Below are 25138 nucleotides of genomic sequence, written 5' to 3'. Positions count from 1 at the left end.
AGAGTGGCCCTTTTTGAGCACCATGTGCGGTGATCACTTGAACTAATTTGCCTATTTTTCTCTATTTTTACGTAGGTGCAACAACCTTCAAAAAAGCTCCGGAAGGTTGCTGCCGCACCCGCATTGTCAAACGTCGAGCCACGGTGATCCATCACGCCGCTCTGCTTTAAGAATGCTGGTCCTCAGTTTGTGGGCGCGCACCAATTATCCGACATGACAAGGATTCCTGGCGGCCGTGAGTTCTTTACCTCCGATCTCACGCATTCTGCGGTGGGTTGGAGAACCAAGCGGCTGACGATGTTTGGGTTGAAGATGATTGGTATGAGAAAAATCCATCAGAGCAGGTAGGCTACAAAACTGAGCTTAGAACGCAATGATCGCGATTTGGCCCGCAGACCAATATTGCAGGCTCGCCTAATCATCCGACAGCGCGGTCAGCCTGAACCTCCAGCAACGGCGTCTCAAGGCTCGGTATTTCCGGCATAGCCTTGCCGGCGATCGCCTGAAGGTCGCCCACCATGCCGACCGTTGATTCAATGACGGACAGGATCTGCGTCTCGCGCTTTGCCCACTGCCGACTGATGAACTTGCGTTCCTTATCGAGGTCCTCGCGCATGTCGGTGAACTTCTCGACGACGGCGTCGACGCGTTGGCGGAATTTTATCCCGGTCAAATAGTGGTAGACCTGCTCCATCTTGGTTTGCTGGCCCTGCTGCACCAGGCGGGAGTTTGTGACGTCGATAAGTCCCTGGCGGAGCGCAACTGCCACAGCAACAGCGCAGCGGGGGTGGGCAACCCATACCCCGTCGATTAGATCGAACTGCTCTACGTGCTTCGGCAGCGCCTGCGAGATGATGAGCGCTACGTCTGCGCCACAACGGCGCTGGTCGTCGCGTAGCTTCGCAAGCCAGCCATCGCTCCATGCCTTGGTCCGCTTGGATTCCCAAAGGATGATGCCGGCGGGCTGACCGATTGTGCCGTTCACCTGCTGCATGACGTCGGCGCCGAGTTCACCTTTGCCGATCGGCTCGATCACGTCGGTCGGAAAACGCCCGCGAAGCAATTCTTCGAGCTCGAGCTCAAGAACCTCGCCCTGGGCCTGCTGGGAGCCTTGCTCTGCCTTGCGCTTCAGCTCCTCGATTGTACGCGTCATCGACTCGATCGTCTGATCCTTCTCTGCCACGCGCAAACGCGCGGCCTCGTCCGCCTCTTGCCTCGCCTTGATCTGGATCTCGCCGACGGAGGCCTGCACGCGTTTCTCGATCGTCAGGTCGAGTTCACGCTTCTCGGTCTCCAGCGCACGCTCCTTTCGCAACAGTTCGGCCTGCACCCGCTGGGCCTCGGCGAGCTTGGCATTGTTGGCCTCCAACATCGCCCGAAGTTCCCTGGCTTCGGCATCCTTGGCCTGCAGTTCGGCCGCCGCGGCCTCACGTGCCTTCTTGGACTCCGTTGCCACCAGTTGGCCCCGCGCCGCCGCCAGGCGCTTGGCGACCTGGTCCTCGATCTGCTCACGGTCTTTGGCCAGCTGCTCGCGCTCGGCGCGCAAGAGGTCGATCTTCCTGGTGACCTCCGCATCCTTGGCGGCCAGTTGCGCCTGAAAGCGCTGACGGGTCTCTGCGAGAAGGGGGGCTGCGAGAGATTCAGTCAGGCGGATCTCATGATTGCAGTTGGGGCAATGCAAGGTGGGCTCGTGCGTGGCGCCAGTCGGGGCCGCTTTGAAACTCATGATTTACGCCTGTCGATTAATAGGATGCGGATTGAACATCATCTGGCTGCGGTTGCGAGACAGCGCGCGTCTGCTATCCACATGAAGGCTTCGTCGCGCGGCCGTTTTCCCCTGAAACCACGGCTCATTTTGGTGCCGCTACCGCATCTTGGCGAGGAGAAGGCCGCTTGCCTTCGAATAGACGCGGCGCTTTTGGATCGGGTCGACGGCCGGCCTGGCGTCCTGCTATTCGGGAGGTATCTTGTCGGCGGGGCCAATCGGCGGCGGATGCGGGCACGCGTCCCCGGATCGCGGTCTCCGTGGCCAACTTGTCCAATTTGTCCATCTGCTTAGGGTGGCATGCGCCCAGCTCGCGGGTCTATTCGGCCTGTCGCCAACAGGAACATATAGAGAACATGGGAGTCGAGCGAATTTTGGGCCGAATTCGAAAGCCTATCTTGGCAACCCTGAGATCGCGTCATGTTATGGCTTTTTGCGGAAACCCTAATTATAGATAGGAAATTGTCCGTCAGGTTGGGTTTTTATGAAGCGCAGCGATCTCAGCCATACGATCCGGGAGACCCTAAAGCGGCTGCCGCCGCCGTACGATTCCCACTACGGAATCGTGCCGCCGGCACCTCCGGAGGGCGGTATCTTCGCCCCTGGGGCCACAAAAGCCTTGGAGGCCGCTCAAGCGGCATTCGGCAAGGTCGATGCCATCGCCGCCCAGATGAAGGACCTCTACATCGTCAGCCGCGTGCTGACCAGACGCGAGGCGGTCAGTTCCTCTTGGATCGAGGGTACGCAGAGCACTCTCGACGAACTTCTCTTCGTTGAGGAGACGGGCGACGATGGCGCCAGGGACGAAGCGCGTCAGGTGAGAAACTACGCCGTGGCGCTCGATGGATTCATTCCGCTTGCGGCGAAGGACGGGTACGGCGTCTTCACGATGGATCTGATCAAGGATCTCCACCGAGCCGTGATGAAGGACGATCCGGACTACAAGGACGTTCCCGGCGACCTCCGCACGCGCGTAGTGTGGATTGGCGGAAACAAGGACATTGCATATTCGACCTTGAACCCTCCGCCTCCTACGGAGGTTCACGACTGCCTCGCTCAAACCGTTGACTTTCTGCGGAACGAGGGAATGCAGCAGATGACTCAAGGATTCATCACGCGCATGGCGATTGCGCACACTCATTTCGAGGCGGTGCATCCCTTCCGCGACGGCAACGGCCGCGTCGGCCGTCTCCTCCTTCCACTGATGATGGCGGCCGAGAAGCACGTCCCGTTGTACCTCTCTCCCTATATCGAGAGCAAAAAGGATACATACTATGCTTCGCTCAAGGATGCCCAACAGCGGTTGGATTGGCAGCCGATCATCACCTTCATGGCTGACGCCGTAACCGGCACGGTCGAAGAACTCATTCGGACGCGTGAGGCGTTGTCCGAATTATCCGATTTGTGGAGGAGGCGCCGCAAATTCCGCAAGGGATCCGCGGCCGCGCGCGCGCTCGAGGAGCTTCACAACTATCCGGTCGTGACGGCCAAAAGGCTCGGCGAACTTCTGGACATCAGTCCTCCGCAGGTCCACCAAGCGATCGCTCAACTGGACGAGGCAGGAATTCTGGAAGAACGTACCGGTTACTCGCGCAACCGCGTGTATGCCGCTACCGAAGCGCTCGGCATCATCAACCGTCCGTTCGGCGAAGAGCCTGTCCTTCCCGATCAGGTGGATCCGGAAGAGCCCGGTCCCAGGGGACCGTGACCGGTATTGGATTGGTATACCCGAAGTCGCGCTTCCGAGCCTGCTACCCAGTGAACCGCGCATCTTATGATGGCAATATCGGCACCATGGTGATGCCGGCATTCATGTGCCGATCTTCGGCAGGGCCAGCAGCAGTAGCAGTAGCAGCAGCAACGACTGAAGTTTTGTTCGCCGCCGCCGACGATGCCAGCGCGCTGGGAGTAGTCCTATTTGACCTCACCAACAGTCTAAACGAATCGTCCATAAAGAAAGGAAGCACTCTGGCGAGAGGGAAATTTCGTCCGGGGGAGGCACCTGCGGGTAATTTTCCCGCAAAGCCACTGCGTTTTCTCAGAACAAACGAGAGTCGGCTTGTGAGCAAACTTTGGACCATCAGGATTTGAGTTTCGGGCCTCTGGTCGTCGTGGAGGCGCCGGATCAGCCGGCTTGATCTGTGCGAGACGAAATCCGGGCGGAACGGCCCTGCCGGCTCAGCCGTCAGCTACCGAACACGAATTCCACCCGGCTGGCGGCATAGGCGGTCTGACCGAAAGAAATCAGACGCTCTTCGGCGTCGACATTTATGACGTCGGTCTGCAGCACGTGCTCCGTCGTTGGGATCTTCAGCCGCTCGACCTCAATGGTCGTCGGCGGTCGCGATCGCATGCGAACAGATTTGCGGTGGTAGTCGGTCACGCCAAGCTTCTTCAGCACCGCCGACGTGGACAAGACGGCATCGGCGCCCCGCGCCGCCTTTTCGAAAGCCCGACCGATGTTGGGGAGCAACCTCTCGGGGAAGTAGCTTGGTCCATAGCTGATCGGCACACCATCAGCCTCACTCAAGGTTGTCACTACGACCACACGCTCACGATCACGGAGCCCAAGTGCAGCGCACACCGCAGCCGAGGCGTCGGCTTGCTCGATCGAAATCAGCTTGCGGGATGGCTTCTTTCGGTTCTCAAGAATGTTTTCCTCGAAGTACTTCCTGTTCTCGAAGTGATAGTTGATTGGGGCGTGGGAAACGAATGTCCCGCGGCCCTGCTCCATGCTGACGACGCCCTCGTTTTCGAGGTGCGACAGAGCGCGCAGCACGGTCAGGCGATTGACGCCAAATCTGGTTGCGATCGCCGGCGCTGAAGGCAGCCGCCCTCCCGGCGCCAGGGCGCCGCGGTTGATGTCGTCGACTATGGAATCCACGATCCGCCGCCACATGCTGATTCCTTCCACCGTCCGTTTCACCATGTGCTGATGTGGTCCTCCCAGATAACGCCGAATTTACCAGGCAACGCCCCTCGATTGGCACGATTCGCTCGATCATTTGCGTTCGCCCATAAGGCTTGGGTGCGAGCCAAGCTCGAGTGTGGTCTCGGCGATTGCCTTAAGACCGACGGCAAGCTCATCACGCGTTTCCGGAGACCCGAAGCAGACCCGCGCAGCGTCGGGCACCGGACCGCCGTCAGTGACAAAAGGGCCCGCGTCGCCGGCGAGCACGCCGCGGGCCTTGATCTGAGCGTGGAATGCCTCGCGCTGCCCCCTTGGCAGCTTCAGCCACCCGTGGATCGCGCCAGGCGGAGAGGCGAAGTCGAGGCCAGCAAGTGCAGAGATGGCCATGGTGTGGCGCCCGGCCGCCTCCGCGCGGACTGCCTCGAGCAGCCGACTAGCCATGCCGCTTTCCATCCAGTGTGAGACCACTGCAGCCGTGATCGGTGCCGCCATCCAGAAGGTGGAGCGTACCCCAGGCCAAAAGGCCCGCTTGGCCTCAGTGCCCGAAGGGGCTGCCACATAGGCGAACCGCAGGCCCACGGTGAAGCTCTTGCCGAGTCCCAGGATATACCAGCTGATGTCCGGCGCGAGCGCACTCATCGGCGGCGGCGCGTCGGCAGGCAAAGCGCTGTAGATGTCGTCCTCCACGATCGCAACGCGATAGCGTCGAGCGATCTCGATGATCTCTTGCCGGCGGGAGAGCGGCATGACGACCGTCGTTGGATTCTGCAGGGTGGCCAAGCAATACAAGGCTTTGGGGCTCAGCCGGCGGCAGGCCTCGTCAAGTGCGGCGGGGATCATACCGTCCACGTCGCAGGCCACGGATGCGGTGCGGAATCCATACTGCCGGGCGATGGCGGGGACCGCGGGATAGGTAAGTGGCTCGGTAAGCAGGTTCTCGCCGGGGCGCATGATCGCGGGATAAATCATGTTCATTGCGCTGAGCGTGCCGTTGGTGAGCACAACCCGCTCCTCAGATGGCGCCTTGCCTAAGCGGCGAGCCAGCCATTGGCCGCCTTGGATGCGATCTCTTTCTGTCCCCATGAAACGATGGGTGCGCGTCAGGGCCGTGAAGTCCGTCTCAACGAGAAGGTCGGTCAGCACCGTCCGGAACGCTTGATTGGTTTCTGGAACGGGTGGCGGAAGGTTGCGGCTGAGATCGGCGACGACAGTCATGCGGACTCCAGGGTTTCGATGAAATTCGGACATTCAGCCTAGCTGATAATGATCTATATCACTAGACCTTTTGGAAGGCCCCTATAATCTGGGAGTAGACAGGGGAACGGCAGGCATGGCGGCAGCACAAAGACGAATGGGGTCGGAAATTCGGGAGCCATGCCCCAAAAGGCGCGTGAACCGCCGCCGGCGCCTCGGATGGGACGCGCCAAGCCAGCACGAGTTCGATTTCGATACCCCACGCCGTGCTCGCGCCATCGACGTCGCGGCGCTCCAGCGCGCGGGAAGCGTGGCTCAAGAGCGAGATCGTCCCATCGAGGATTTTTCTGCCCGCGGCAAATAAACCGGCAACGCGGATCGAGGCCGGCTTCCTCGGCCGATCTATCAATATTCCTTAGGAGAGAACATGAGCCTGCCTGCGCCATACGCATCGCTGAACGGAAGGATCGTGTCCTGGCCGGAGGCCACAATGCATATCTTCAGCCCGGCTGCGAAATACGGCCTCGGAGTTTTTGAGGGGGTGCGGGCCTACTGGAGCGAGCAGCAGGGCCGTCTCCTCCTGTTCCGGATGGAGGACCACCTGCGGCGCCTGGCCTACAGTCACAAGGCTGTACGCTTCGACACCCCCTTCACGGCCGAGGAGCTGACAAAGCAGACCGCAGATCTGCTCAAGGCCTGCGGGTACCGCGAGAGCACCCACATCCGGATCATGAGTTACCTGGACGGTCAGGGAGACATGACAGTGACGGGGCCGATCGGCACCGCTATCACGGCGCTGGCTCGGCCGGTACCCAGTGCGGTGATCGACGGTGTCCAGGCCCAGGTGAGCTCTTGGGTGCGGATTCCCGACCGGGCCATGCCAGCCCGCATCAAGGCTAACGCCAACTACCACAACTCGCGATTGGCTCACATGCAGGCCCTTGCAGACGGCTACCAGCAGGCCCTGCTGCTAAACGAGCAGGGCAATTTGGCCGAGGCCCCCACGTCAACGCCTTTCATCGTCCGCAATGGCGTAGTGGTGACGCCGCCGCTCTGCGAAGACGTGCTTGAAAGTATCACCCGCGATACCATCCTCAAGCTCGCGCGCGAAAGCCTCGGCCTGCCGATGGAGCAGCGGGTTGTTAACCGCTCCGAACTTTATGCGGCCGATGAGGCCTTCCTGGTGGGGACGGGAGCGGAAGTGACGCCGATTCTCGGCATCGACCGCCTCCCAGTGGGCGACGGGAAGGCCGGGCCTGTGGTGAGAGCATTACAAGCAGCCTACTTCGATCTTGTCCACGGGCGCACAAATCTCTGGCTCAATTGGCTCACGCCCGTGGATGTTTAATATGGCGCCATCCGTCGTGCCTGTACGCGCAAGACGCCGACCGCCCAAGGGCGCTGTCACTTATCAGAGCTCGATTTGGGCTAAACAAAACGCTTCGTCACAGTGCGGCTTGAGATCGACCGAAGTGTCGATCGCATCGCTGCAAGCGTGCCGCTGGAAACTTCTGACAAATGTGAGACGGCGGAGAGCTCTGTCTCGTCTGGACGGCTGCGACGAGCACAAACATAACGCGTGCCCAACATCGTCACCTTGTTCCAAAGCGTTGACCGAGATCGCTATCGGCGCTCGTCCCTCACATTCCCAACCCGCTACGTCAAAGTTCGACATTCCGGGGCTTGTTCAAATTCTCAGAGGCTTGCAATCTCAATACCCTCGTGCCCAAACATCGACCGCCGTTCAAGGGATCTTTCCGGGCCGTTTAGGGCTCGTCTGAATACGTGATCAAAAGACCGGAGTCCGCCATGAGGGATACGCGCCATCTTTGCCGCTAACAACGGCCCGGTAAATCTCGATCAGCTGTTGCGTTACCGCTCCAGGTCGACCGTTCCCCACAGGTATACGGTCTACAGACGTCACCGGCACAATTTCAGCGCCGGTGCCGCAGTGGAACACTTCCTCGGCGAGAATCAGTTCAGTCCGATCGACATCGCGCTCGGCCGTCTTTAGCCCGAGGTATCTGCCTGCCAATTCGATGACGGTCTGGCGCGTAATCGACTCCAAAATGTCGTTGGTCCCGCTCGGCGTAACCAGTTGACCCTCGCGGACGATGAAGATGCACATCGCTGGGGCCTCGGCCAGCTTTCCTCTTGAATTGAGCAGGAAAGCGACATCGTAACCGTCCCGCTGGGCCTGCATGGTTGCCAATCGAGCGTTATGATAGTTTGCGTTGCACTTGATGCGCGCGGGCATCACATTGTCGGGCATGCGCATCCAGGAGCTAATCTGAGCAGAAGCGCCTTTGATGGATTGCTGCGCGGACTGCCGTGGGAGCGCCGTGATCGCGGTTCCTATGGGTCCCGTTGCTCCTATCTCGCCAGGTCCGTCGATGAAAGCCATCATCCGGATATGCACGGTTGCACGAAACGCATTTGCGCGACACAAGCCAACGACGGCCTTTGTCAACTCTTCCCGCGATGGCCCCTGATCGAACCGCATCGCCTTTTGCGAGAACGCAAACCGATCAAGGTGCTCTGCGAGACGAAAGAGGTACATTTGCTGCGCCTCTTCATTCCAATAGCCGCGTATTCCTTCGAAAATACCTATGCCATACTTTGCCACCGGTGCGAATACATGCACCTTGGCATCGTTCCAGCGAACGATTTGGCCGTTGAGATATGCAAATTGTGCCGTCGAATCCATCTTTGCCCATAACGAATAAGAAGCTGCCGAGACTTGATTCGCCCCGTGAGCGAGCTGGCTACCGCCGTGCCATCGGCGATCGTGCGGCGAGCGCGGTCAGCAACTTCGCCATTTTATCCGCCGGAGTCTCGTGAACTGCGACGATGCGCATAGTTAAGGCGCTCCTTGGTTCTGCGAAGCTTGCGTCTCTATGCCTCGTGCTCGGACCGGTCTAATCGAAAGGCCTCAATGCGAGGACGGTCGAAGCGACTATGGCGAAGACGGTGATCGCGGCATACATGGCCGGGCTCGGCGATGGCACCCGGATAGATGAAACATGCAGTCCGGCAAGTACGAGAAAGATGCTGAGCGTTAGAGTTACGAATAGGTCACTTGGAAACAGCGGTCGAACAACAAAAACAGCTGCCATTATCGGAACATCATACGATAGCGGAACCCCCAGGAAACGCCCATCGGCTGACTTGCCGAAGTTCACAAAGTAGCTGAGCCTGATTGCCCCTGCTGTGAGCAAGGCGGTTGCAGTTATCAAGGCAAGAATGGAGGAGCGGCTGAGCTGGATTACAATTGCGGCGGGCAAAACGGCTCCGTAAATAATGTCAGCGAACCCGTCGAGGCTCTTTCCCATCTTTGCAACATCTGGATGGCGATGCCTTGTGCGAGCTGCCACGATCCCGTCCAGGTGATCGCATAGGACGGCCCAAAGGGCTGCGGCTATCGACAGCTCAAGACGACCTGAAAGAGCAAGAAACAGACTGGCGGACGAAAAAAGAAGGCCCCCGGTTGTTATGGCATTCGCTGGATCCCAGAGATATTTGAGCATTGGACTTCACCGTCTTCGAGTCGTGCTTTGGCGCTGCGCTCCTCTGAAAATGCGCTCTGCGATGTGCAGATCTTCAGGAGTGTCGATTTCATACCACCTGAGGTGATCGCATCGCGCCGTTGCCAGCTGCAGGCCACGCAGTTCAACAAGATAAGAAAGAAGCTCCTCTGTGTAGGCCTGGGTCACTCCGGACCCGATGATCTCGTCCAGCGCTGGAACGATCGTCGCCTGGAGAGTCGGTGCCGAAAATCGTAACAGGTTCATTGTCTTGAAAAGCCTTGGCCCATTCGTGGCCAGGTTCGCCCCGCTTTGCTTCATGCGGAACTCCGAGATGAGGCCGCTATCCGACAACAGAACTGCCGACCCTTCCATCAATTCATCGAAGGGAGCGATTGCAGCCACGTTGCTCGCCTGGCTGAGCAGCAGATAACGTAGCGCATCCTCCTCGAAGAAGACGTCGCCCTCGAGGAGAAAGCAGTCCCCGGAAAGCAGCGCGTCGCGCGCGAGCCAGAGCGAATAGGCGCTGCCGGTACGGTCGAAGGCCTGCGAATCCACATAGTTGATCCCAAGCGTACCGAAGCGGCGACCGCACGCGTATTGAATAGCATCCTTGCGGTAACCGACCACGAGCGTCACCTCTTCGACGCCAACGGCTTCCAAGTTGCGCAGAGCATTGTGGAGGATCGGCATGCCGTTGACCTCGACCAAGGGCTTCGGCCGTAGATCCGTCAGCGGTCGAAGGCGAGAGCCGACGCCGGCGGCGAGGATCACGGCTTTCTTGGGTGCATTGATAGCCATTTGAGCCGCTTCATTGTCGGGGGATATCTCGTCTTTGTTCCAAGCCGTCGCGAATTCGACACGCAATATCCGGGCCGTCCGAGCTAGAGACGACAATGGACGCTGGCAAACCCGGCCATGAGCGCTCTCCGTCGATTAAGATACTGCAGGAACTCGCGAGTGCGGCGTGACGCCTAGGGAGATCTTTCAGAGGACCCCGCATTCAACAGGGACGAAATATCGTCCCTATCGGCCGGTTCAGTGCGCTCGTAGATCTCAGTAGGTTGTTCCGCCAGGTGAGGGGATCGGCGCGGGGCATCGCAGCGGTGCAGTGGTCAGCCTGGTAAGAACTTTCGTGCCGTTTGGTGCTGTTTCCAGCACGAGTACTGTTAAAAAGCACCTCGCCGGAAAGTGAAGCGGAATGCTGTCGTGGAGCAGATGGTTGCATGGCGGCCGGAGCATGTACACGAATGCGGGAATGAGGCTATTGCCGGGTGTCTCTAGAATGCAGATATCGCGCTTCCGCCTCGGCGAGTTCGTTGTACTTGAACAGTTCGAAGAGCTCGTCGAGCGTTGCGATATTGGGCTCAATGCTCACAGGGCTTTCCTCAGCGAAGATGCGACCGCAGACCTGCCGCATTGCCGCTATTGCTGCTCGCACGGAGTGGTTGGCCCAGATCACTGTAGAAATCCGGGCTTTGCGATAGGCGGAGACCGGCGTCCGATAGTATTTCGTTGGAACAATCACCACCGGCAGCCTGTTTTGCCAGGCGCGCATGAACGCGAGGATTTCGTCGGCTGCGGTCCTGCGCGAATGAATCAGGATCGCATCGGCCCCGGCATCGGCGTAAGCGTGTGCGCGCGAAATTGCGTCGTCCATTCCTTGCCCGGCGATTAATGCCTCGATGCGGGCCACGAGGATGAGATCGTCCGCGACCGTGTCCTTTACGGCGCGCAAGCGGCCCGAGAATTCATCGATGTCGGCGAGGGGATGCCGATCACCAACAAATGAATTCGTCTTCGGAAAACAGCTGTCTTCCAGCGCGACACCCGCAGCGCCACGCTGACGGAGTTTGCGCGCCACCAGGCGAGCGTTATTGAAGTTGCCGAAGCCGCCATCTCCGTCGACCAGAACCGGAAGTTGGCTGGTCTCCACAATCCGCTCGACGACGTCGACAAGCTGATTCCATGATGCCTCGTTGGCGTCGCGGTAGCCGAGAGAGGAGGCTATCGACAGACCAGATGCCCACAGGCCCTTGAAACCTGCGCGCTCAGCGATCGCGGCGGAGAGGCCGTCATGCGCTTCCATGAGGAATGAGAGTTCGCTGCTGCAGCAGACCTGGGCGCGCATCAATTCGGCAAATGAGCAATCCGCGGATTGAGCAGAGCCTTTGGCGAGGACAGATGGTGCTTGTTCTTGCATGCCGCTTCCTTGTGCGCCTGACCTGCCGACGTTCGTCAATGAAGGTGACACGCCCCTGTCATCTCGATCAATCAAGAGCCTTGGTAGCTTGACTTGAACTCAAATTGCTGGGTCTCGCCGCCGCCGTGCGGAAAGAACTCGGATTAAGCCAGACGATCACAAGATGCCCGCTCGAGCGACGCTGATCTTGCAATCCTTTCCGCGGTCTGGAGGCTCTGCGGTTGCGCGACGGTTCGGTTTATCTTTATCGCGCCATCTTCGGTTGATCAGGCGTTCGGATAGCAACGAGGGGTCAAGTCGCCGTCAAAGCCAGGTAGGGGAAGCCCAATTCGCCAGCATAGAGTCTCGTAACAGTAGCAACAGTATGATCGCTGGGCAGGACGCGCCGGCTGGCGTGATCGGCTACGCAGGGGGCCGCCGAAGAGTGAAGATGAAAGCGTCTGCAACAGATCAGAGTCCGTTCCAATCGAAAAAGTCGATCGTTTCATCGCGCGAATGCGCCAAACACTGGATCACAGCGAGAGCACAACCATAAATCGTCACAAGGTTGCAGTTTCCTTTGTGTGCATTTAATTGTGCAGGGAAAAAGTTGCGATGCTAGGTGCGGACTGGAGATCAGAGAACTCGTACCATGAGATCAAGACGGCCGAAGCGGTTGACATAGCCTGGGAGTGGCTACGCCGCGATCGCGAGTATCAAAAAGACTACAGGACTCTGGTCAGCAGCAAACAATCCAGCGCGACGGACGCCTTCCGAAGGAAGTGGGGACTGACGTTTCCCGGCTGATCCACAGAAGGCGTTCGTCGACCAAGCTGTTTTCTGGGCACCTGAGGCACTGTCGACCGTCCTAACCGTCCGCCAGGCGACCTGCTCGACAGATTCCAAAACCTATGAACTTGATTTCGGCAATCTGGTGGGCCACGACCTTCGTGAGGCTCCAGATGGATGGCATGCTATCGTGCCACTCGGCGGAGTAAGGCATCGTCTTTGGCTGAGAGAACTCGTACCCAGCGGCTCGTTGGTTGCCCTCGACCTGCCGCTAGATCGCAACTTCGACATCCGTTTGCGCGCAGCTCATCGATTGTGGCTAGCGCTCGAACAGCGCCCGGTCGGACCGCCCCCTCTTGCTCAATCGATTGCGAGCCGGCACCGTCATAGCTTCGCTCTGCGTGGCGTGGACGGATGGCTGGAAGGGAACAGCTATCGTGAGATCGCGCAAGGCCTGTTTGGAATGAACCGCATTCCGGGTCGAGGCTGGAAGACACACGATCTGCGTAGCCGGACCATTCGTCTGGTCCAGATGGGACTGCGTCTCATGCGGGGTGGCTATCGTGACTTGCTCCGGCGCAAGGGCAAAGATAAGGACGACATCTCCTGAGCTCTTTGCTGATCGGCTAACGCTGCGGACCAGGTCGGTGCGAGGTTAGTAGGTGCGCGGTTGCGAGGGGCGATATCATAGAGGTGATCGAGATGTCGGTTGGTACGAAGGGGCAGTCCGACAGAGAACTTAAGGTCGTGCGTCGTGGCCGTTAGTCGCCGAACGTTCGCCGCTGCCGGATTGTCTACCCTCCTGTGCGGATACGCGCAGATGCAGCGGGGGCGAACCGCGCCGGCCAGAAGCCCCGTGGTCGCCGGCTATGTCGCCCCGTGGAAGGCCCGGCCAGGCGGTCCAAGCATCAAGACGATCCCGGCTCGCGAGCTGACCCATTTGATGTATGCGTTCGGTACCGTTTCTGCGGACGGACTGGCCGAACTTGCGGATCGCTGCGCCGACGCAGGAGCCTGCGACGGAGCCTCGCCCTCGAATCCGTTCGGCGGCAATTTCGCACAGCTCGCCGAATTGAAGCGGAATAGTCCGGAGCTTCGGATCCTGATTTCACTGGGCGGATGGAGCGGATCGAAATATTTCTCGGCCGCCGCTGCCACGCCGCTCTCGCGCGCGCGCTTCGCGCAATCTGTCATCGAGGCGTTCTTTCGGCCGTATCCTGCTCTGTTCGATGGTGTGGACGTCGATTGGGAGTTTCCCGTCTCGGGAGGACGCGCAGGAAATCTCGCACGCCCCGAGGACCGTACAAATTTCACGCTCCTGATCGCCGAACTCCGCCGCAAGCTCACCGCCTTTTCCGCACAGGGGCGCAGGGAGCTGGAGCTCACCATTGCCGTTTCGGCCGCGCCCGACAAGATTGTCAATCTAGAGGCGGCCGCTCTGGCCCGGCTGGTCGACCGGATCCATCTGATGGCCTATGACTATCACGCGGGCTCGGCCTTTGCCGGCTTCAATGCTCCGCTGTTCGCCAGCGCAGGCGATCCGGATCCCGATCTGAATGTCGACGCAAGTGTGAATGCCTTGATCCGGGCCGGTGTGCCGCCGGGCAGGATCACGCTCGGAGTAGCCTTCTATGGCCGGGCTGTTGCCGACATTCCGCAGGAGCACAGCGGGCTCTTTCAAAAGGGGGCGGCGGAGAGCGGGGAGTGGGGAGGGAGCGACGGCATCGATTATCGAGAGCTTGTTGCCCGGCGACCGCAAGAGCAGGGCTTTCGCCGGTATTGGAGCGAGGAGGCCCAGGTACCGTGGCTCTATGACGCCAAACGGCGCATATGGATCAGCTACGACGATCCGCTCTCCATCGCACGCAAGGCGAAGTACGCGCGCGAGCGTAAACTTGCCGGGATCATGATCTGGGACCTGTTTGCCGACGACGGTTCGCTACTCGCGGCTCTCCACGTCCCTCCCGGGCGAACATCCGAATAGGATCGTGGCCATCGCGTCGCGTCAAAACACGTCAGATGCGGACTACGGTGCTGTCAGATCAGAGCCACGTCGGTTGAAGCCGGCAATGTCGGAAATCTGACAATTCGGTGGCGACGTTCCAGGGGCATGCTGGCGGCCATGCATGTCTTCTGTCGGGATGTGACGTACGCAGCGGATTGCGGGTTGTGACCTTGCGCGGCGAGGTTGTAGATCCCGGCGGGTCGCGACAGGCGGATCAGATGGCGGAACAAGTAGCATTAGGCAGCTCGTTTCTCTTCCTCGAAAGTCAGGAGTGCGCGGAGGCGCACTTCGCCGGCGGCAGACTAAAATGAGGTCTGCGAGACTGCCAAAAACAACTTGCATCTCACGTGGCGTGAGCTTGTAGGTTTGAGGCCATGACGAAACGACACGCGGCGTCAATGAATCATCGACAAGTCACGAGCTTCACGCTTCTCTTCAAGAGATCCTGTACTTCGGCGCACTAGGCGTGAGGGCACCATCTCGATGCGTCGGTCGCGTTCTCTTCGAAGAATCGCGCCACATCGCTCCAGCGCGTTGGAAGCCCGGCGCGCTTCTGTCATGCGGGTAATACGCTTCCGTCTCCCGCCTGCCGGACTGCTCGCATGCAGCGTCCCAGGGGCGCACGCGCGAATTCGAGTAGCGTCGCATGACGAGAGTGCGAATTTTCTAATGCGCGACTGCAAAGGAGTGGCTGTGACATCCTACAATTTTCTCTTCGCCTCGTGGGGCACGTTGGGAAATCTCAGTCCGCTGCTTACAGCGGCTCGACGATTGCGCCGGCACGGTCATCATGTCCGGGTGATCGCCGATCCGGCCATGCGGTCAGAAGTCGAGGCCGGTGATTTCGAATTCGTGACATGGCGCCGCGGCCCGAAGGGGGAGGCCGCGGACCCAACGGATGTCTCGGACTTGCGAGATCGCATGCGCAGGGTCGTGTTTGAGCCTTGCTCTGCCTATGCGGCCGATATTCGCGACGAGATTGCCCGCGTGTCAACAGATGCGGTCCTCGGTCTCGACCTCCTGTTTGGCGCGGCGGTCGGGGCGCAGGCATCTGGCGTGCCTTTCGCGTTTCTCTCGCCGCACGTCAGCATTCGGATTCTTCCCGGAATGCCGCCTGCGACTTCCGGGCTGGGGCAACCGAAAACGCCAAAGGAGCGCGCCGAGGTCGAGGCAGCCTCTGCTGCGCTCGCTGCGGCGATGAACGCGTCCCTTCCTGTCCTCAATAGAGCCCGCGTCGATTTCGGCCTGCCTGTTCTTCCAGACGCCATGGACCTGTTCGACCAGGCTGATCGAGTTCTGTTGGCAATCAGCCAGGCCTTCGATTTCAAGGCAGACGCTCTTCCGGGCAGCTTCCGCTATATCGGACCCTTGCTCGATGTGCCGGACTGGTCCAGGTCGTGGCAGGCTCCCTGGTCCGCGGGACTCGATCGTCCCCGCGCGCTGATCGCCTGCAGCACGGGAGCGCAGGGCCAGCGAGACTTGTTCCAACGCGTCATCAATGCCGTCGGCGCCATGGATATCGAAGCTGTTTTCACCGCAGGTCCGAATCTGGACATAGCCGGTTTTCATGCTCCGAAGAACGTCCATCTGGTTTGCGGCGCGCCCCACGACACCGTTATGAAGGATGTTTCTCTTGTCATATCTCAGGGAGGCCACGGGACGGTCACCCGTTCAATCATCAATGCTTTGCCGCAACTCATTCTGCCAATGGGACGAGACCAATCGGCGAACGCTGCAAGGGTCGAAGCAAAGGGCGTAGGGCTTCGATTGCCACCGACAGCATCCGAACCGGAGATAGCGACAGCGACAAAGCAGCTGATCGAAGGATCGCAATTCAAGGTCGCAGCCCGAAAGCTCGGCGAAGTTATCAAAGCCGATATCGATACATCGCCTCTTGTCCAGGAGATGGAGATCCTTGCCGCGATCGGACGACGGCGACGAAGCCGCTCGTGACGAACTGCATCCCGGTCCCGATCCGGCGATCTCGAGGGCGGGTGCCCGGTCGAATGCATTGTCTCCCTGACGAAATAGCTCAAAGCTGCGATGGCGCCAGCCCTGACACAGATCACGAGAAATAAAGCCGTGCGCATTCATCCCAATTCGTTCGCCTTCACCCTGTTGCCTCGTCTTCTGGCGTCGTTCGTTCGGCCGGACATCTCGTCCAGCTCGCTTGAATGCCAACCAAGTTAAGGAGGAAAGACCGTGATTTCCTGTGGCACATTGCAGCCCGTCTTGTTGTGTCGCGACGGCGTACGTTTGGCACATGTTGAGGTCGGACCTGCAGCCCCGCAAACCCCTCCGCTGCTCCTTATCAATGGCTGGACCGGCGACCACGGCATCTTCACGCCGCAGATCGCCCATTTTGCTCAAAGCCGTCGTGTCGTGGCCGTCAATATTCGCGGCCACGGCGCCAGCGATGCACCCGAGCAGGAGTACACCATCGCAGGATTTGCTGACGATATCGCTTGGCAATGCGCTCAGCTGGAATTGCTCAAGCCGGTTGTGATCGGCCACAGCATGGGAGGCCGGATCGCGCTCGAACTGTGCGGCCGCTATCCTGACCTGGCCTCAGGCGTGGTCATGATCGACACAATCGTCATGCCGTCTCCGATCTTGCGCGAATCTCGCGAGCTTACAAGGCTACTGGAAGGCATTGGCGGACCCGACTATCTAGCGGTCTCAAAGGCGAACGCGTGGGAGATGGGCTGCGATTTTGACGATCCCACCCGGCGAAAGATGATCTACGAGACCTATGTGCTTCCGTCTTGCGAAAAAACGCCACAGCATGTGGCCTATTCGATGATAAGGAACGCAACCTTGAATTATGATCCCGTCCCTGCAGCAGAAGCCTGCCGGATTCCCATGGCCTATATTTCCGCAGATGTTCCGCTTGTGAACGTGACGCGCGACCTGGATCGTCTGCAGGAGATCTGTCCACAGCTGGTAATAGCGAAGACAATGCTCGCCGGACATTTCAACACAATCGAGGTTGCCGACCAGGTCAATGCCATGCTGGATCGCTTCTTGGCCGTCGGCCTCCGCCGGACTAGATGTAGAAGCCTTAAATAGACGTCGGAAATATCGAGTTGACTGTGATCGCGTGCAAGATTGATGGCTAAGGCGAATTGATCCTGTTGGGTTCGCCTTTCCGATGTGGACGACTCCCGTCGCCGAGGGTGCTTTCGAGATCGCGTTCCTTCCAATATTTCGTGGGAGCTGAAATGCCGTTTTGATCTCGAACTGAGATCGGGGCTCTGTGAGATGAGGCGCGCGTTGTTTATGTTTTCCAAAAACGCATGCGTCGAACCTCAAGGATCCCTTGCTGCCGGCGGCACCCTTTATTGGTCTCAGCCGGAATCAAGATGCTGCATCGGACCTGGCTTCCTTGATCTTGGTGATCCGGTGCAGAGCAGCGATCCGTATCGACTCCGTCAGTTCCGACGGAAAGTTCTTCGGAAGCTTTTCAAGAACCCGGGCGAAAGCCGGCTCGAAACTTTCTACCAGAGACTCGAAAATTGCACGGACGACGGTAGCTCCGACACCGGAAATTTCGGCCGTCTGGATGAAGTGGCGAGGCTGAATTTCGCTCATTCTATAGTGACGGCTTTTGCCGACAGACATCGCGAGCTTGAACGCCTTGGGTTGAATCTGCTTTGCATCCAGGCTCGGTTGGGCGGCGAGCACGTCATACAGGGGAGCGAGGCGGAAGCGCCCGCCGGGGCTTAGAAACACACTGAAGTTCTTGGCGTGACCGTCCGTTGCTCCAACAAGCCAGAACGCGATGGCTGCGCGCATGAATGTCGCCAGATCCTCGGCCGGCGCGTCGCTGCCCTTGAGTAGCTCCAGAATCTCTTTCATCCCCGGGCCGCCTTCCGAGTGGTATTTCCTCGAGGGCGGGACCGACAGAGACTGGCAAACATCTTCTTGGGGAAGGCGCAGCAAGCGCCCGTCGCCTGTCCAGCGGCGATCAAATCGCTCGATGATGAGCGTTCGGCGTCCCCCGAAGTCACCGATCTCCGCGTTGGCAGTTGGCACGCCGAGGCCGGACAGCAGTTTCAGGCAGAAATATTCGTTCTCAACGCTGTTGCACAGGTCTATGCCGTTTGGCAGCTGGCCAATTTGCGGCTTAAGAATGTGCGTGGTCGCGGCAGTGCCGACCGGCTTGTACCATTTGCCATCGCGGCGAAGTAAGGCGGTTTTCTCCTGCGCGCCCGCAATCGAAATTCTGAATTCCTCATCCTCGCCAACCCCCAGCGGAGCGGCGGCGAGGTTCTGGATGATCTTGCCAATATCGGCGTTACTGATCGGTTTCCCATCGACCTTCCCGGCCGGACCTGGATCAATCCCTTCAGGCAGAAACTGGAGCGCGCCAACGCAATCATGCCCGAGCGCGGTCAGCATGCTATAGGCATCGATTCCAGTCGCCCCAACACGTTCGGCCACGCGTCTGCGGATCTGTTCGCTATCGGGGAGCAGATTGTCGAATACGTTGATGACCGGCGCGCCGATGTAGCGGTCCTCCCGAAGGGGCAGCGATAGAGAAATCGGAAAAGTGGCTTTCCAGGCCAGCCATTGCGGATCGTACCGGAAATCGATTGCTCCGCTTGACTCCCGCCGAAGCGTGCCGACCAACCGTCCGTTGACGAACACATGCAAGGGAGCGTTTGTTCTCGGACGGGCCATCAGAAGACGCTTTCAATGTCGGCAGCGCTCGCCTTGCTGCGCGGGCGGATGACCAACTCGAGATCAAGGGCCGCCAGGGTTTCCATCAGGGTGCGCAACTGGATTGCAGGCGCGCCCCCCTCCAGGCGGGAAACTGTTCCCTGGCGCAGGTGCATGCGCTTGCCCAGATCGGACTGCGTCAGTCCGGCCTGTTTGCGAGCCCGGCGTAATATGGCTCCCAGCTGCTTTTCCGTGCGGGCAATATCCTGGGTCATATCCAACCTCCAGTAAGAATATACTTTATCGCGTATATTTTGTCAATATACGCGATCTCGGATATTTAGGCTCTATACGCAAACCCGTATGGCAAAAGAATATACGCGATCGCGAGTATGAATCCGTTCAGGGTCCGGAATCAGCGCAATTACCTCAACAATTTGCTGATCGCGAGGATTGCGCGTTCGGCAAGCCGGGTACTCTGGAGCGGGCGTGAGGTTCATATCCTTGATCTGGAAGCTGCGATCCGGATCGAGCACACGGGTTCGGTAGCGATGCCTCAGATCGCCGCTGTTCCATGCGAGAACAAGGTCAAGGGCCAGGGCTGCCGCCGACATCGATGCCGAGACCGGGAACGGTGAGAGGCCGTCTCCGCAGGCAGGATTGCGTTGCAGCTCGTTGCCGGAGTCTGGACGCAGGACCCTATAGCGCGGTTCGCTGGCAAGCTTGGGCTTTTGGCACTTGAAGCACCCGTGCTCCGGTCCATCGCAGAGCAAAGCCTGGGTCACACCGCCGTTGCCGACGATCCAGGCGTGAAGAACCGGCGGAAAGTTCGGTCGCCGCGAGAGGGCATGATGATTCAAGGCAATGGAGAATGGTTCTTCACCCGTTGCGTCGATGATCAGGTCGCCTGACAACGACGCCAGGATCGCGGTCGCGTCCAGAGGACGGCTTTCGATTGCGAGGTGCGGAAGCTGTCCGCGAATGTACTCGGCACAACCGTCCGCTTTGTTCCGGCCAAGAAAGGAGATCCCGAGAATATGCCGCCCGAGATTGGCCGGCGATAATCTATCGGAGTCGATCAGGGTGAGGCATCCTCCCAGCGAACCGGCGCCGCTTTGCGCGAGATTGTAGGCCGAGAAATCCACCGATGGTCCCGCAGCCGATCAGAATAATGTTCTTTCCGGCGAGGCTCGGCTCAGTGCCAAGATTGCGCTGGAAGAGAAAGCGTTCATCGATTGGAGAGCCCAGATGGCGTTCGACACATCCTCGGTATGGTCGAGCAGGATCTTCGGCAGAGCCGACTTCCGGGATTTCATCAATTCGGGACGATCAAAGCGTTTGGGGATCTGGATCTCGGCGAGACAGATGGCATTGGGTGCGCAGATTGCGATCCAACGCGTCAGACCGGTGCCCAGCCCCAGCGCGGGCTCCAATTCGCTTGCGACGCCAATCCGGTCGAGGAATGCGGCCAGGGCTCGAAGATTGCGGGGCAGGACTCCGCCCCCATCTGCGCCCAGATCGAAAGCTACCCGCACGATCCGGCAAGGTGCAGTTTCCGGAGTAGCCTTGGTGCCGCGATTAGCCGCATGAAGCGCCTTGAGGGAAGGGGCGAGGCCCTCCTTCTGCGCCAGCACCAGCTTGTCGTTGGCCGTCCGTGACAGCCCGAAAGAATATCTCACCCTCGCCTTGAAAACCCTCTGGCAGATCCACCAGGATTAAAGGGCCGGCAGCCCAGTACTGGCTGAATTCGTCGACGTAGTCGAGATCGGAACGGCCACGAAGCCCATCGCCCAGAACCTTCTCCGCCAGCTTCAGACATTGCAGAACGGTCCCCCCGGGGTCGTACCGATCGAACACCATGGCATTTCTTGCGACATAGCAGATCATGTCGTCTGGCCTGAGCAAATGCGGCGTTCGCTTACCTTCCGCTTTGCCGCGCGAGAGCAGTTTGATGACCGGGGGATCGACGAAATCTAGGTCAGGCACCTCGATCGACACCTCGGCCTCCAGACCATGCCGGTCGATCCGGCCGACGTAGTATGGATGCGCGCTCTGGCTCCAATTCTTCTTGAAGCCCTCCTGTCTCAGCGCCGCATCGATTGCTCGGAGGCCCTCCTGCTCATCCACTGGTCGACCGCCCCACAGACGGCGCCGGCGAGATGATGGCCGGTGCAGCTACGACAGCCGCAGCCGCAGCGGCGTGAGCTTTGACGAGATCAGGACGATTGGGAATTCGCTCGCCGAAGATGGCTTTCAGATGGTCCACGGCGATTTCTGACAAGTAGCAATGGTTGATCGCGTCATCCAGCTGCTCGTGCATCGCGTTGGCAGTCTTGATGGCCTGCTGGCGTTGCTCGCGGGTCCACGGGCGAGCCGAGCGAGATACACGAGGTCGTTTGCGACGCCGCCCAATATCTCGCGACGCTCGAATTTCCAACGGCCACGCCGAAGACCATGAAAGCGGAGCGTACTTTCTGGGAAAAGGCTACCGCGATCTATGTTTTTTGCGTTCAAGGCAAATTGAAAGGCGAGCGTTTTGCTCGCCACTGGTACGATCTTGTCCGATTGGACGATGCCGGAATTGCAGAGAAGGCGCTGAAAGACCGGAAGCTTGCTGCGGTTGTCGCGGAGCACAACTCCTGGTTTTTCTCGGATAAGGATGCCGCAGGCTTGGTCATCGACTATCGCGCAACCGTCGGTGGTGCATTGAAGCTCGTCCCTGAGGGAGGAGACGCGAGACGTCCTAGAGCAAGATTACAAGCACATGGTGGACGACGGGCTTTTGCTCGACACACCAGACAAGTTCGATGGGTTGATGCAGCGCTGTGCGGACATTGAAACGCGAGCCAACAAGCCGTCCTGGACAACCGCCCAGCATCGGCAGGGCGCTAAGGCGAATCCCGATCCGCGGACGAAATCACGTTAACAACTTCGAATTCGTATCTGCGGTAGGAGATGCTGACCTCGTGTGTCGGTCTGCGATCGATGCCCGGATTTTAAGGCGCTTTGCGAATTCCAATCGTCTGAGGGGCTCGTTCAGATACGCTTCGAGCTCCGAGGCCGCTGACCGGCGACTCTGGAAGGTCTTCTGGAAGATCCCTCTGGACATGCTGCCACCTTGCCCAGGCTCACGTTGAACAGGATCTGGCCGTCAAAAAAGTCCTCGAAATCCCTGAGAGCGACGATCGGGACACCTCGGAACGAAAAGCCATTCACAAAAGTCTTTTCAGTCAAGGCAAAGGAAATCAGCCTTTCGACGTCGGCCGGCCAACCCACAGCGAAGGCAAAAGGCCGGGTCTTGCCTTCAAATCCGACATGCCAGCGCCTCATCCGCCACAATCGCGCGCGGGGATGGTGAACCGATGCGGCTATTTAGCTTGGTGTCCGGTCAGCTTCCCGAAAGCTGGGCCTGCCAACCTGGCGAAGTGGAGATATCTCGGGGCTGATCTGCGAACTGCATCAATCGGAAACATCGTCAAACGGAGTTACGTAATGGTTCGAATCCATGACACTCTCGACGCGGCAACATCAGGTCCCGGCGGTACATCACAGGCCGCTCAGCAAGATGAGACCATAGGCCACGCGGCCTTTGACCTGCACCTGCATGAGATACCGCTGGAGCAGCAAGCCGCTGGAGGTCCTTCTGATCCGAATGTGTTCGACGAGGTGGAGGATCGCTTCGATGCGCTCAACCAGCAACCCGATTTGAAGCTTGTCATCATTTCGAACCGCATTGCACCCTTCGACCCCAATAAACCCCAGACCGGCGGACTCGCCGCGGCCCTCGAGCCGGTCGTGGAACGTTCTGGCGCGGTCTGGGTGGGCTCTTCGGAGAACCGCGGCGACGGGACCGAGCGACCCCTGCCACTCGTCGAGACTGGTGCAGGCCATGTCGCCAGGCTCGATCTGCCAGCCGCGAACTATCCTGGCTACTATCGAGGTTTTTCGAATTCGACGCTATGGCCAGCATTGCACTCCCTGCCGGACCGGATGTCGGGCTCGCAAGAGGATTATGCCAGCTATCGAGAGGTCAACGACTTTATTGCGCGTGCGGCCTTCGACGTACGAGATAGGGACGCATTTTGGGTGCATGATTATCATTTGCTCCCCCTCGGGGCCACTCTGGATGAGCTCGGCATTGAGCGGCCAACCGGCTTTTTCCTCCATACGCCGTGGCCGACGCCCGATATGATAGAGCGCGTGCCCAATCATCTTGAACTGATGAAGTCGATGCTGAAGTACGATCTGCTCGGCTTTCAGACGAACTTCGATCTGAACAATTTCGTGGCTTGTCTGCGAACCCATTTTGGGTTGGAGAGCAAGGATGGCGTCGTGACGACGGAGCGCGGCCAGACGCGACTTCAAAAGTTCCCAATCGGTATCGATCCCAAGCAGTTCGCGGATTATCTTGCGGCGGACCTCTCGCCCGCAGAGCAAGAAAGAATCTCCTCGCTGTTGCAAAGCTTCGAGGGCGCCAAGCTTGCAATCGGCGTAGACCGGCTCGACTACACGAAGGGTATCGACAAACGGGTCGAGGCATTTAATCAGGTTTTGGCCACCGAGCCGCCGCGCAGCATCTCGCTGTTGCAGATCGCCCCGTCATCACGCGCTGACGTCGAAGAATATCAAAGATACAAGGACGACGTGGAGAACGCGATCAACCACGTCAATAACCAGCATGGCACAGACGAATGGAGGCCGATCCACTACAAGAACGAATCGTTCAGCCAGGCTGCACTCGCGCGTCTTTACCGTGCTGCCCATGTTGGCGTCGTGACACCGTTGCGCGACGGCATGAATCTGGTAGCGAAAGAGTATGTTGCTGCACAAGACCCGAAGGATCCCGGCGTTCTGGTATTATCGAAGTTTGCCGGCGCGGCTGAAGATTTCAATGAGGCGCTGCTGGTGGATCCAAATCACCCCGAAGAGATCGCACGCGCTATTTCGAAGGCGGCCAACATGCCGCTCGACGAGCGCATTGAGCGCTGGCAGTCGATGATGCACAAGCTTAAATCCTACACCATTCACAAATGGTCGGCGGACTATGTCCAGGAGCTGGACAAAAGCCGCGTCACGGTTCCGGCTGATCAGTTCCACTATCTCGGTCTTGGCTGGACCAACGAGGCTCAAATGCCCCTGTACTGGAACTATGCCGAGGCTCTCACTGCCTACAACGAGATCGACCCCGCGGATGCCGCTTTAAAGGAGGCTGCCTCCGCAGACGTGAAGTCGGCCTTTGAGGCGCTTTCGGCCCCACTGAAGCATACGCAGGACAGACTCTGGGATCTGACGGCGCCGACAGGCTTCGCTCGATAATCGTCGCGGGCAAGAGCTCGGTGCCGGCGAGGAGTGACCGGGCGAAAAGCATGGCACGGCGGATTGCACGTCTCTGTAGCAGGATAGAGCAATAATCCAGCTCTTTGGCGCTGACGCGGTTCTTGCGGGCCGCGCAGGCCCGGGTGATGACCGGGGACGTTAATGAGCTGCGTCAAGCCAGCATGCGACTGGTCCATGACCAGAACGGGAGCGATACAGCCAACTTCTTGCTGCTAATTGTAAACGACGCTGATGCGAGTGGCGGCGCCACGGGGTGGCGTGATGCTATCCGTTGATCGTTCCGCGCCGGAAATGGGCGCTTGCCTATGGACCGCAACAGCGCTGTTGCGGAACAGTTCGAAGCCAGGCTTGCACTCGCCTTCAGCCAGCCCGCATGGCCCGGCTAGCAGCGGGCATTCTCGATTGAAAATCTCGCGCCTATGACGTCCTTTCGCGTGGTACGCCTTCGATGAAGGACCACGGGCTCGTCCCGCCGGTCGATTCAGGATCTTTCGAGCCTGACCCCAGCTCCCTAAAAGGCTGCTGATGACAGCTTCGTTGCGCCATCTTGTCTCAAGATAGAACCTGATCTGGCGCTTGAACCTGTTGTTGACTGTAGGCGCGCCCCAACACGCGTTGCTACGTAGGCCCGCAACTGCTGCTTCTGCCCTCGAGGAACGGGGTGGTCGGTGCGTTTTGCGTGTTTCGGTAAAGGCGGAGCCCGTCCAACTCGACAGATACCTGCGGTCACGAATCGGAAATCACCATGTACGCCGCCCTTGACCTGATC

Annotated in this window: 23 protein-coding genes; 9 read left to right on the top strand and 14 right to left on the bottom strand. The window is 59.2% G+C overall.

What is annotated here, in order from left to right; translation table 11 throughout:
- Positions 1 to 418: 418 nt before the first annotated feature.
- Positions 419 to 1726, bottom strand: coding sequence for a DUF2130 domain-containing protein (locus AKL29_RS12960; RefSeq protein WP_050384445.1), 1308 nt, complete (start codon positions 1724 to 1726; stop codon positions 419 to 421).
- A 523-nt stretch (positions 1727 to 2249) separates the two neighbouring features.
- Between AKL29_RS12960 and AKL29_RS12955 the strand changes: the two genes are divergently transcribed.
- A complete protein-coding gene (locus tag AKL29_RS12955) occupies positions 2250 to 3473 on the top strand; it encodes a Fic family protein (RefSeq protein WP_050384444.1) in 1224 nt (407 codons plus the stop codon).
- A gap of 477 nt (positions 3474 to 3950) precedes the next feature.
- On the opposite strand, the gene phnF is transcribed toward AKL29_RS12955, so the two are convergent.
- A complete protein-coding gene (gene phnF / locus AKL29_RS12950; protein ID WP_050384443.1) occupies positions 3951 to 4694 on the bottom strand; it encodes a phosphonate metabolism transcriptional regulator PhnF in 744 nt (247 codons plus the stop codon).
- A gap of 72 nt (positions 4695 to 4766) precedes the next feature.
- Entirely contained in the window at positions 4767 to 5891 is a 1125-nt protein-coding gene (locus tag AKL29_RS12945; RefSeq protein ID WP_050384442.1) for an aminotransferase-like domain-containing protein, read from the bottom strand.
- Between the two features lie 406 nt (positions 5892 to 6297).
- On the opposite strand from AKL29_RS12945, the gene AKL29_RS12940 reads away from it, so the two are divergent.
- Positions 6298 to 7218, top strand: a complete 921-nt coding sequence (locus tag AKL29_RS12940) for a branched-chain amino acid transaminase (RefSeq protein WP_050384441.1) — start codon at positions 6298 to 6300, stop codon at positions 7216 to 7218.
- 441 nt (positions 7219 to 7659) lie between these two features.
- Here the strand turns inward: AKL29_RS12940 and AKL29_RS12935 are convergent, their stop codons facing one another.
- The 4 genes from AKL29_RS12935 to aepX all read right to left on the bottom strand — a co-directional run bounded on the left by AKL29_RS12935 (position 7660) and on the right by aepX (position 11525).
- Positions 7660 to 8577, bottom strand: a complete 918-nt coding sequence (locus tag AKL29_RS12935) for a branched-chain amino acid transaminase (RefSeq protein WP_050384440.1) — start codon at positions 8575 to 8577, stop codon at positions 7660 to 7662.
- A gap of 211 nt (positions 8578 to 8788) precedes the next feature.
- Positions 8789 to 9397 carry a CDP-alcohol phosphatidyltransferase family protein gene (locus tag AKL29_RS12930; RefSeq protein ID WP_050384439.1) on the bottom strand — a complete coding sequence of 203 codons (609 nt, stop codon included), beginning with the start codon at positions 9395 to 9397 and terminating at the stop codon, positions 8789 to 8791.
- A gap of 6 nt (positions 9398 to 9403) precedes the next feature.
- Entirely contained in the window at positions 9404 to 10195 is a 792-nt protein-coding gene (locus AKL29_RS12925) for a phosphocholine cytidylyltransferase family protein (RefSeq protein ID WP_050384479.1), read from the bottom strand.
- Between the two features lie 463 nt (positions 10196 to 10658).
- Positions 10659 to 11525 (bottom strand): phosphoenolpyruvate mutase, encoded by an 867-nt coding sequence (gene aepX, locus AKL29_RS12920; RefSeq protein WP_430648870.1) that lies wholly within the window; start codon positions 11523 to 11525, stop codon positions 10659 to 10661.
- Between the two features lie 666 nt (positions 11526 to 12191).
- On the opposite strand from aepX, the gene AKL29_RS46645 reads away from it, so the two are divergent.
- The 5 genes from AKL29_RS46645 (at position 12192) to AKL29_RS12895 (ending at position 17439) form a co-directional block, all read left to right on the top strand.
- Positions 12192 to 12383: a transcriptional regulator domain-containing protein gene (locus AKL29_RS46645; RefSeq protein WP_050384437.1), complete on the top strand. Its 192-nt coding sequence runs from the start codon at positions 12192 to 12194 to the stop codon at positions 12381 to 12383.
- 232 nt (positions 12384 to 12615) lie between these two features.
- Positions 12616 to 12975 (top strand): DUF2285 domain-containing protein, encoded by a 360-nt coding sequence (locus AKL29_RS12910; RefSeq protein WP_244481980.1) that lies wholly within the window; start codon positions 12616 to 12618, stop codon positions 12973 to 12975.
- 246 nt (positions 12976 to 13221) lie between these two features.
- A complete protein-coding gene (locus AKL29_RS12905; protein ID WP_160321745.1) occupies positions 13222 to 14349 on the top strand; it encodes a glycoside hydrolase family 18 protein in 1128 nt (375 codons plus the stop codon).
- A 714-nt stretch (positions 14350 to 15063) separates the two neighbouring features.
- On the top strand, positions 15064 to 16323 hold the full coding sequence (locus AKL29_RS12900; RefSeq protein ID WP_244481979.1) for a glycosyltransferase: 1260 nt from the start codon (positions 15064 to 15066) through the stop codon (positions 16321 to 16323).
- 249 nt (positions 16324 to 16572) lie between these two features.
- Positions 16573 to 17439, top strand: a complete 867-nt coding sequence (locus AKL29_RS12895; RefSeq protein ID WP_244481978.1) for an alpha/beta fold hydrolase — start codon at positions 16573 to 16575, stop codon at positions 17437 to 17439.
- A gap of 288 nt (positions 17440 to 17727) precedes the next feature.
- Here AKL29_RS12895 and AKL29_RS12890 read toward each other — a convergent pair whose 3' ends face one another.
- The 6 genes from AKL29_RS12890 to AKL29_RS41860 all read right to left on the bottom strand — a co-directional run bounded on the left by AKL29_RS12890 (position 17728) and on the right by AKL29_RS41860 (position 21352).
- Entirely contained in the window at positions 17728 to 19053 is a 1326-nt protein-coding gene (locus AKL29_RS12890; protein ID WP_050384433.1) for a type II toxin-antitoxin system HipA family toxin, read from the bottom strand.
- Positions 19053 to 19307 carry a helix-turn-helix domain-containing protein gene (locus AKL29_RS12885; protein WP_050384432.1) on the bottom strand — a complete coding sequence of 85 codons (255 nt, stop codon included), beginning with the start codon at positions 19305 to 19307 and terminating at the stop codon, positions 19053 to 19055. The genes AKL29_RS12890 and AKL29_RS12885 overlap by 1 nt, the downstream gene beginning before the upstream one ends.
- A 72-nt stretch (positions 19308 to 19379) precedes the next feature.
- The gene (locus AKL29_RS12880; protein ID WP_050384431.1) at positions 19380 to 20177 is read right to left on the bottom strand and encodes a ThiF family adenylyltransferase; all 798 of its coding nucleotides are present in this window, start codon (positions 20175 to 20177) and stop codon (positions 19380 to 19382) included.
- 18 nt (positions 20178 to 20195) lie between these two features.
- Positions 20196 to 20666, bottom strand: a complete 471-nt coding sequence (locus AKL29_RS41865; protein ID WP_152977563.1) for a hypothetical protein — start codon at positions 20664 to 20666, stop codon at positions 20196 to 20198.
- On the bottom strand, positions 20611 to 21159 hold the full coding sequence (locus AKL29_RS12870; RefSeq protein ID WP_050384429.1) for an E2/UBC family protein: 549 nt from the start codon (positions 21157 to 21159) through the stop codon (positions 20611 to 20613). Before AKL29_RS12870 ends, AKL29_RS41865 begins: the two co-directional genes overlap by 56 nt.
- Entirely contained in the window at positions 21152 to 21352 is a 201-nt protein-coding gene (locus AKL29_RS41860; RefSeq protein ID WP_152977562.1) for a hypothetical protein, read from the bottom strand. The genes AKL29_RS12870 and AKL29_RS41860 overlap by 8 nt, the downstream gene beginning before the upstream one ends.
- 62 nt (positions 21353 to 21414) lie before the next feature.
- On the opposite strand from AKL29_RS41860, the gene AKL29_RS40655 reads away from it, so the two are divergent.
- Positions 21415 to 21870, top strand: a complete 456-nt coding sequence (locus tag AKL29_RS40655) for a nucleotidyl transferase AbiEii/AbiGii toxin family protein (protein WP_082190576.1) — start codon at positions 21415 to 21417, stop codon at positions 21868 to 21870.
- 198 nt (positions 21871 to 22068) lie between these two features.
- On the opposite strand, the gene AKL29_RS12865 is transcribed toward AKL29_RS40655, so the two are convergent.
- Positions 22069 to 22362: a hypothetical protein gene (locus AKL29_RS12865; protein WP_050384428.1), complete on the bottom strand. Its 294-nt coding sequence runs from the start codon at positions 22360 to 22362 to the stop codon at positions 22069 to 22071.
- A gap of 162 nt (positions 22363 to 22524) precedes the next feature.
- On the opposite strand from AKL29_RS12865, the gene AKL29_RS12860 reads away from it, so the two are divergent.
- Positions 22525 to 24348 (top strand): alpha,alpha-trehalose-phosphate synthase (UDP-forming), encoded by a 1824-nt coding sequence (locus AKL29_RS12860; protein WP_050384427.1) that lies wholly within the window; start codon positions 22525 to 22527, stop codon positions 24346 to 24348.
- The last annotated feature ends 790 nt before the right edge of the window (positions 24349 to 25138 follow it).

Origin of the sequence: Bradyrhizobium pachyrhizi, from assembly GCF_001189245.1 — a bacterium.
In the GTDB taxonomy this organism is placed as follows: domain Bacteria; phylum Pseudomonadota; class Alphaproteobacteria; order Rhizobiales; family Xanthobacteraceae; genus Bradyrhizobium; species Bradyrhizobium pachyrhizi.
The sequence above is the reverse complement of the archived record's forward strand: the minus strand, read 5'-3'. Positions and strand labels throughout refer to the sequence as shown.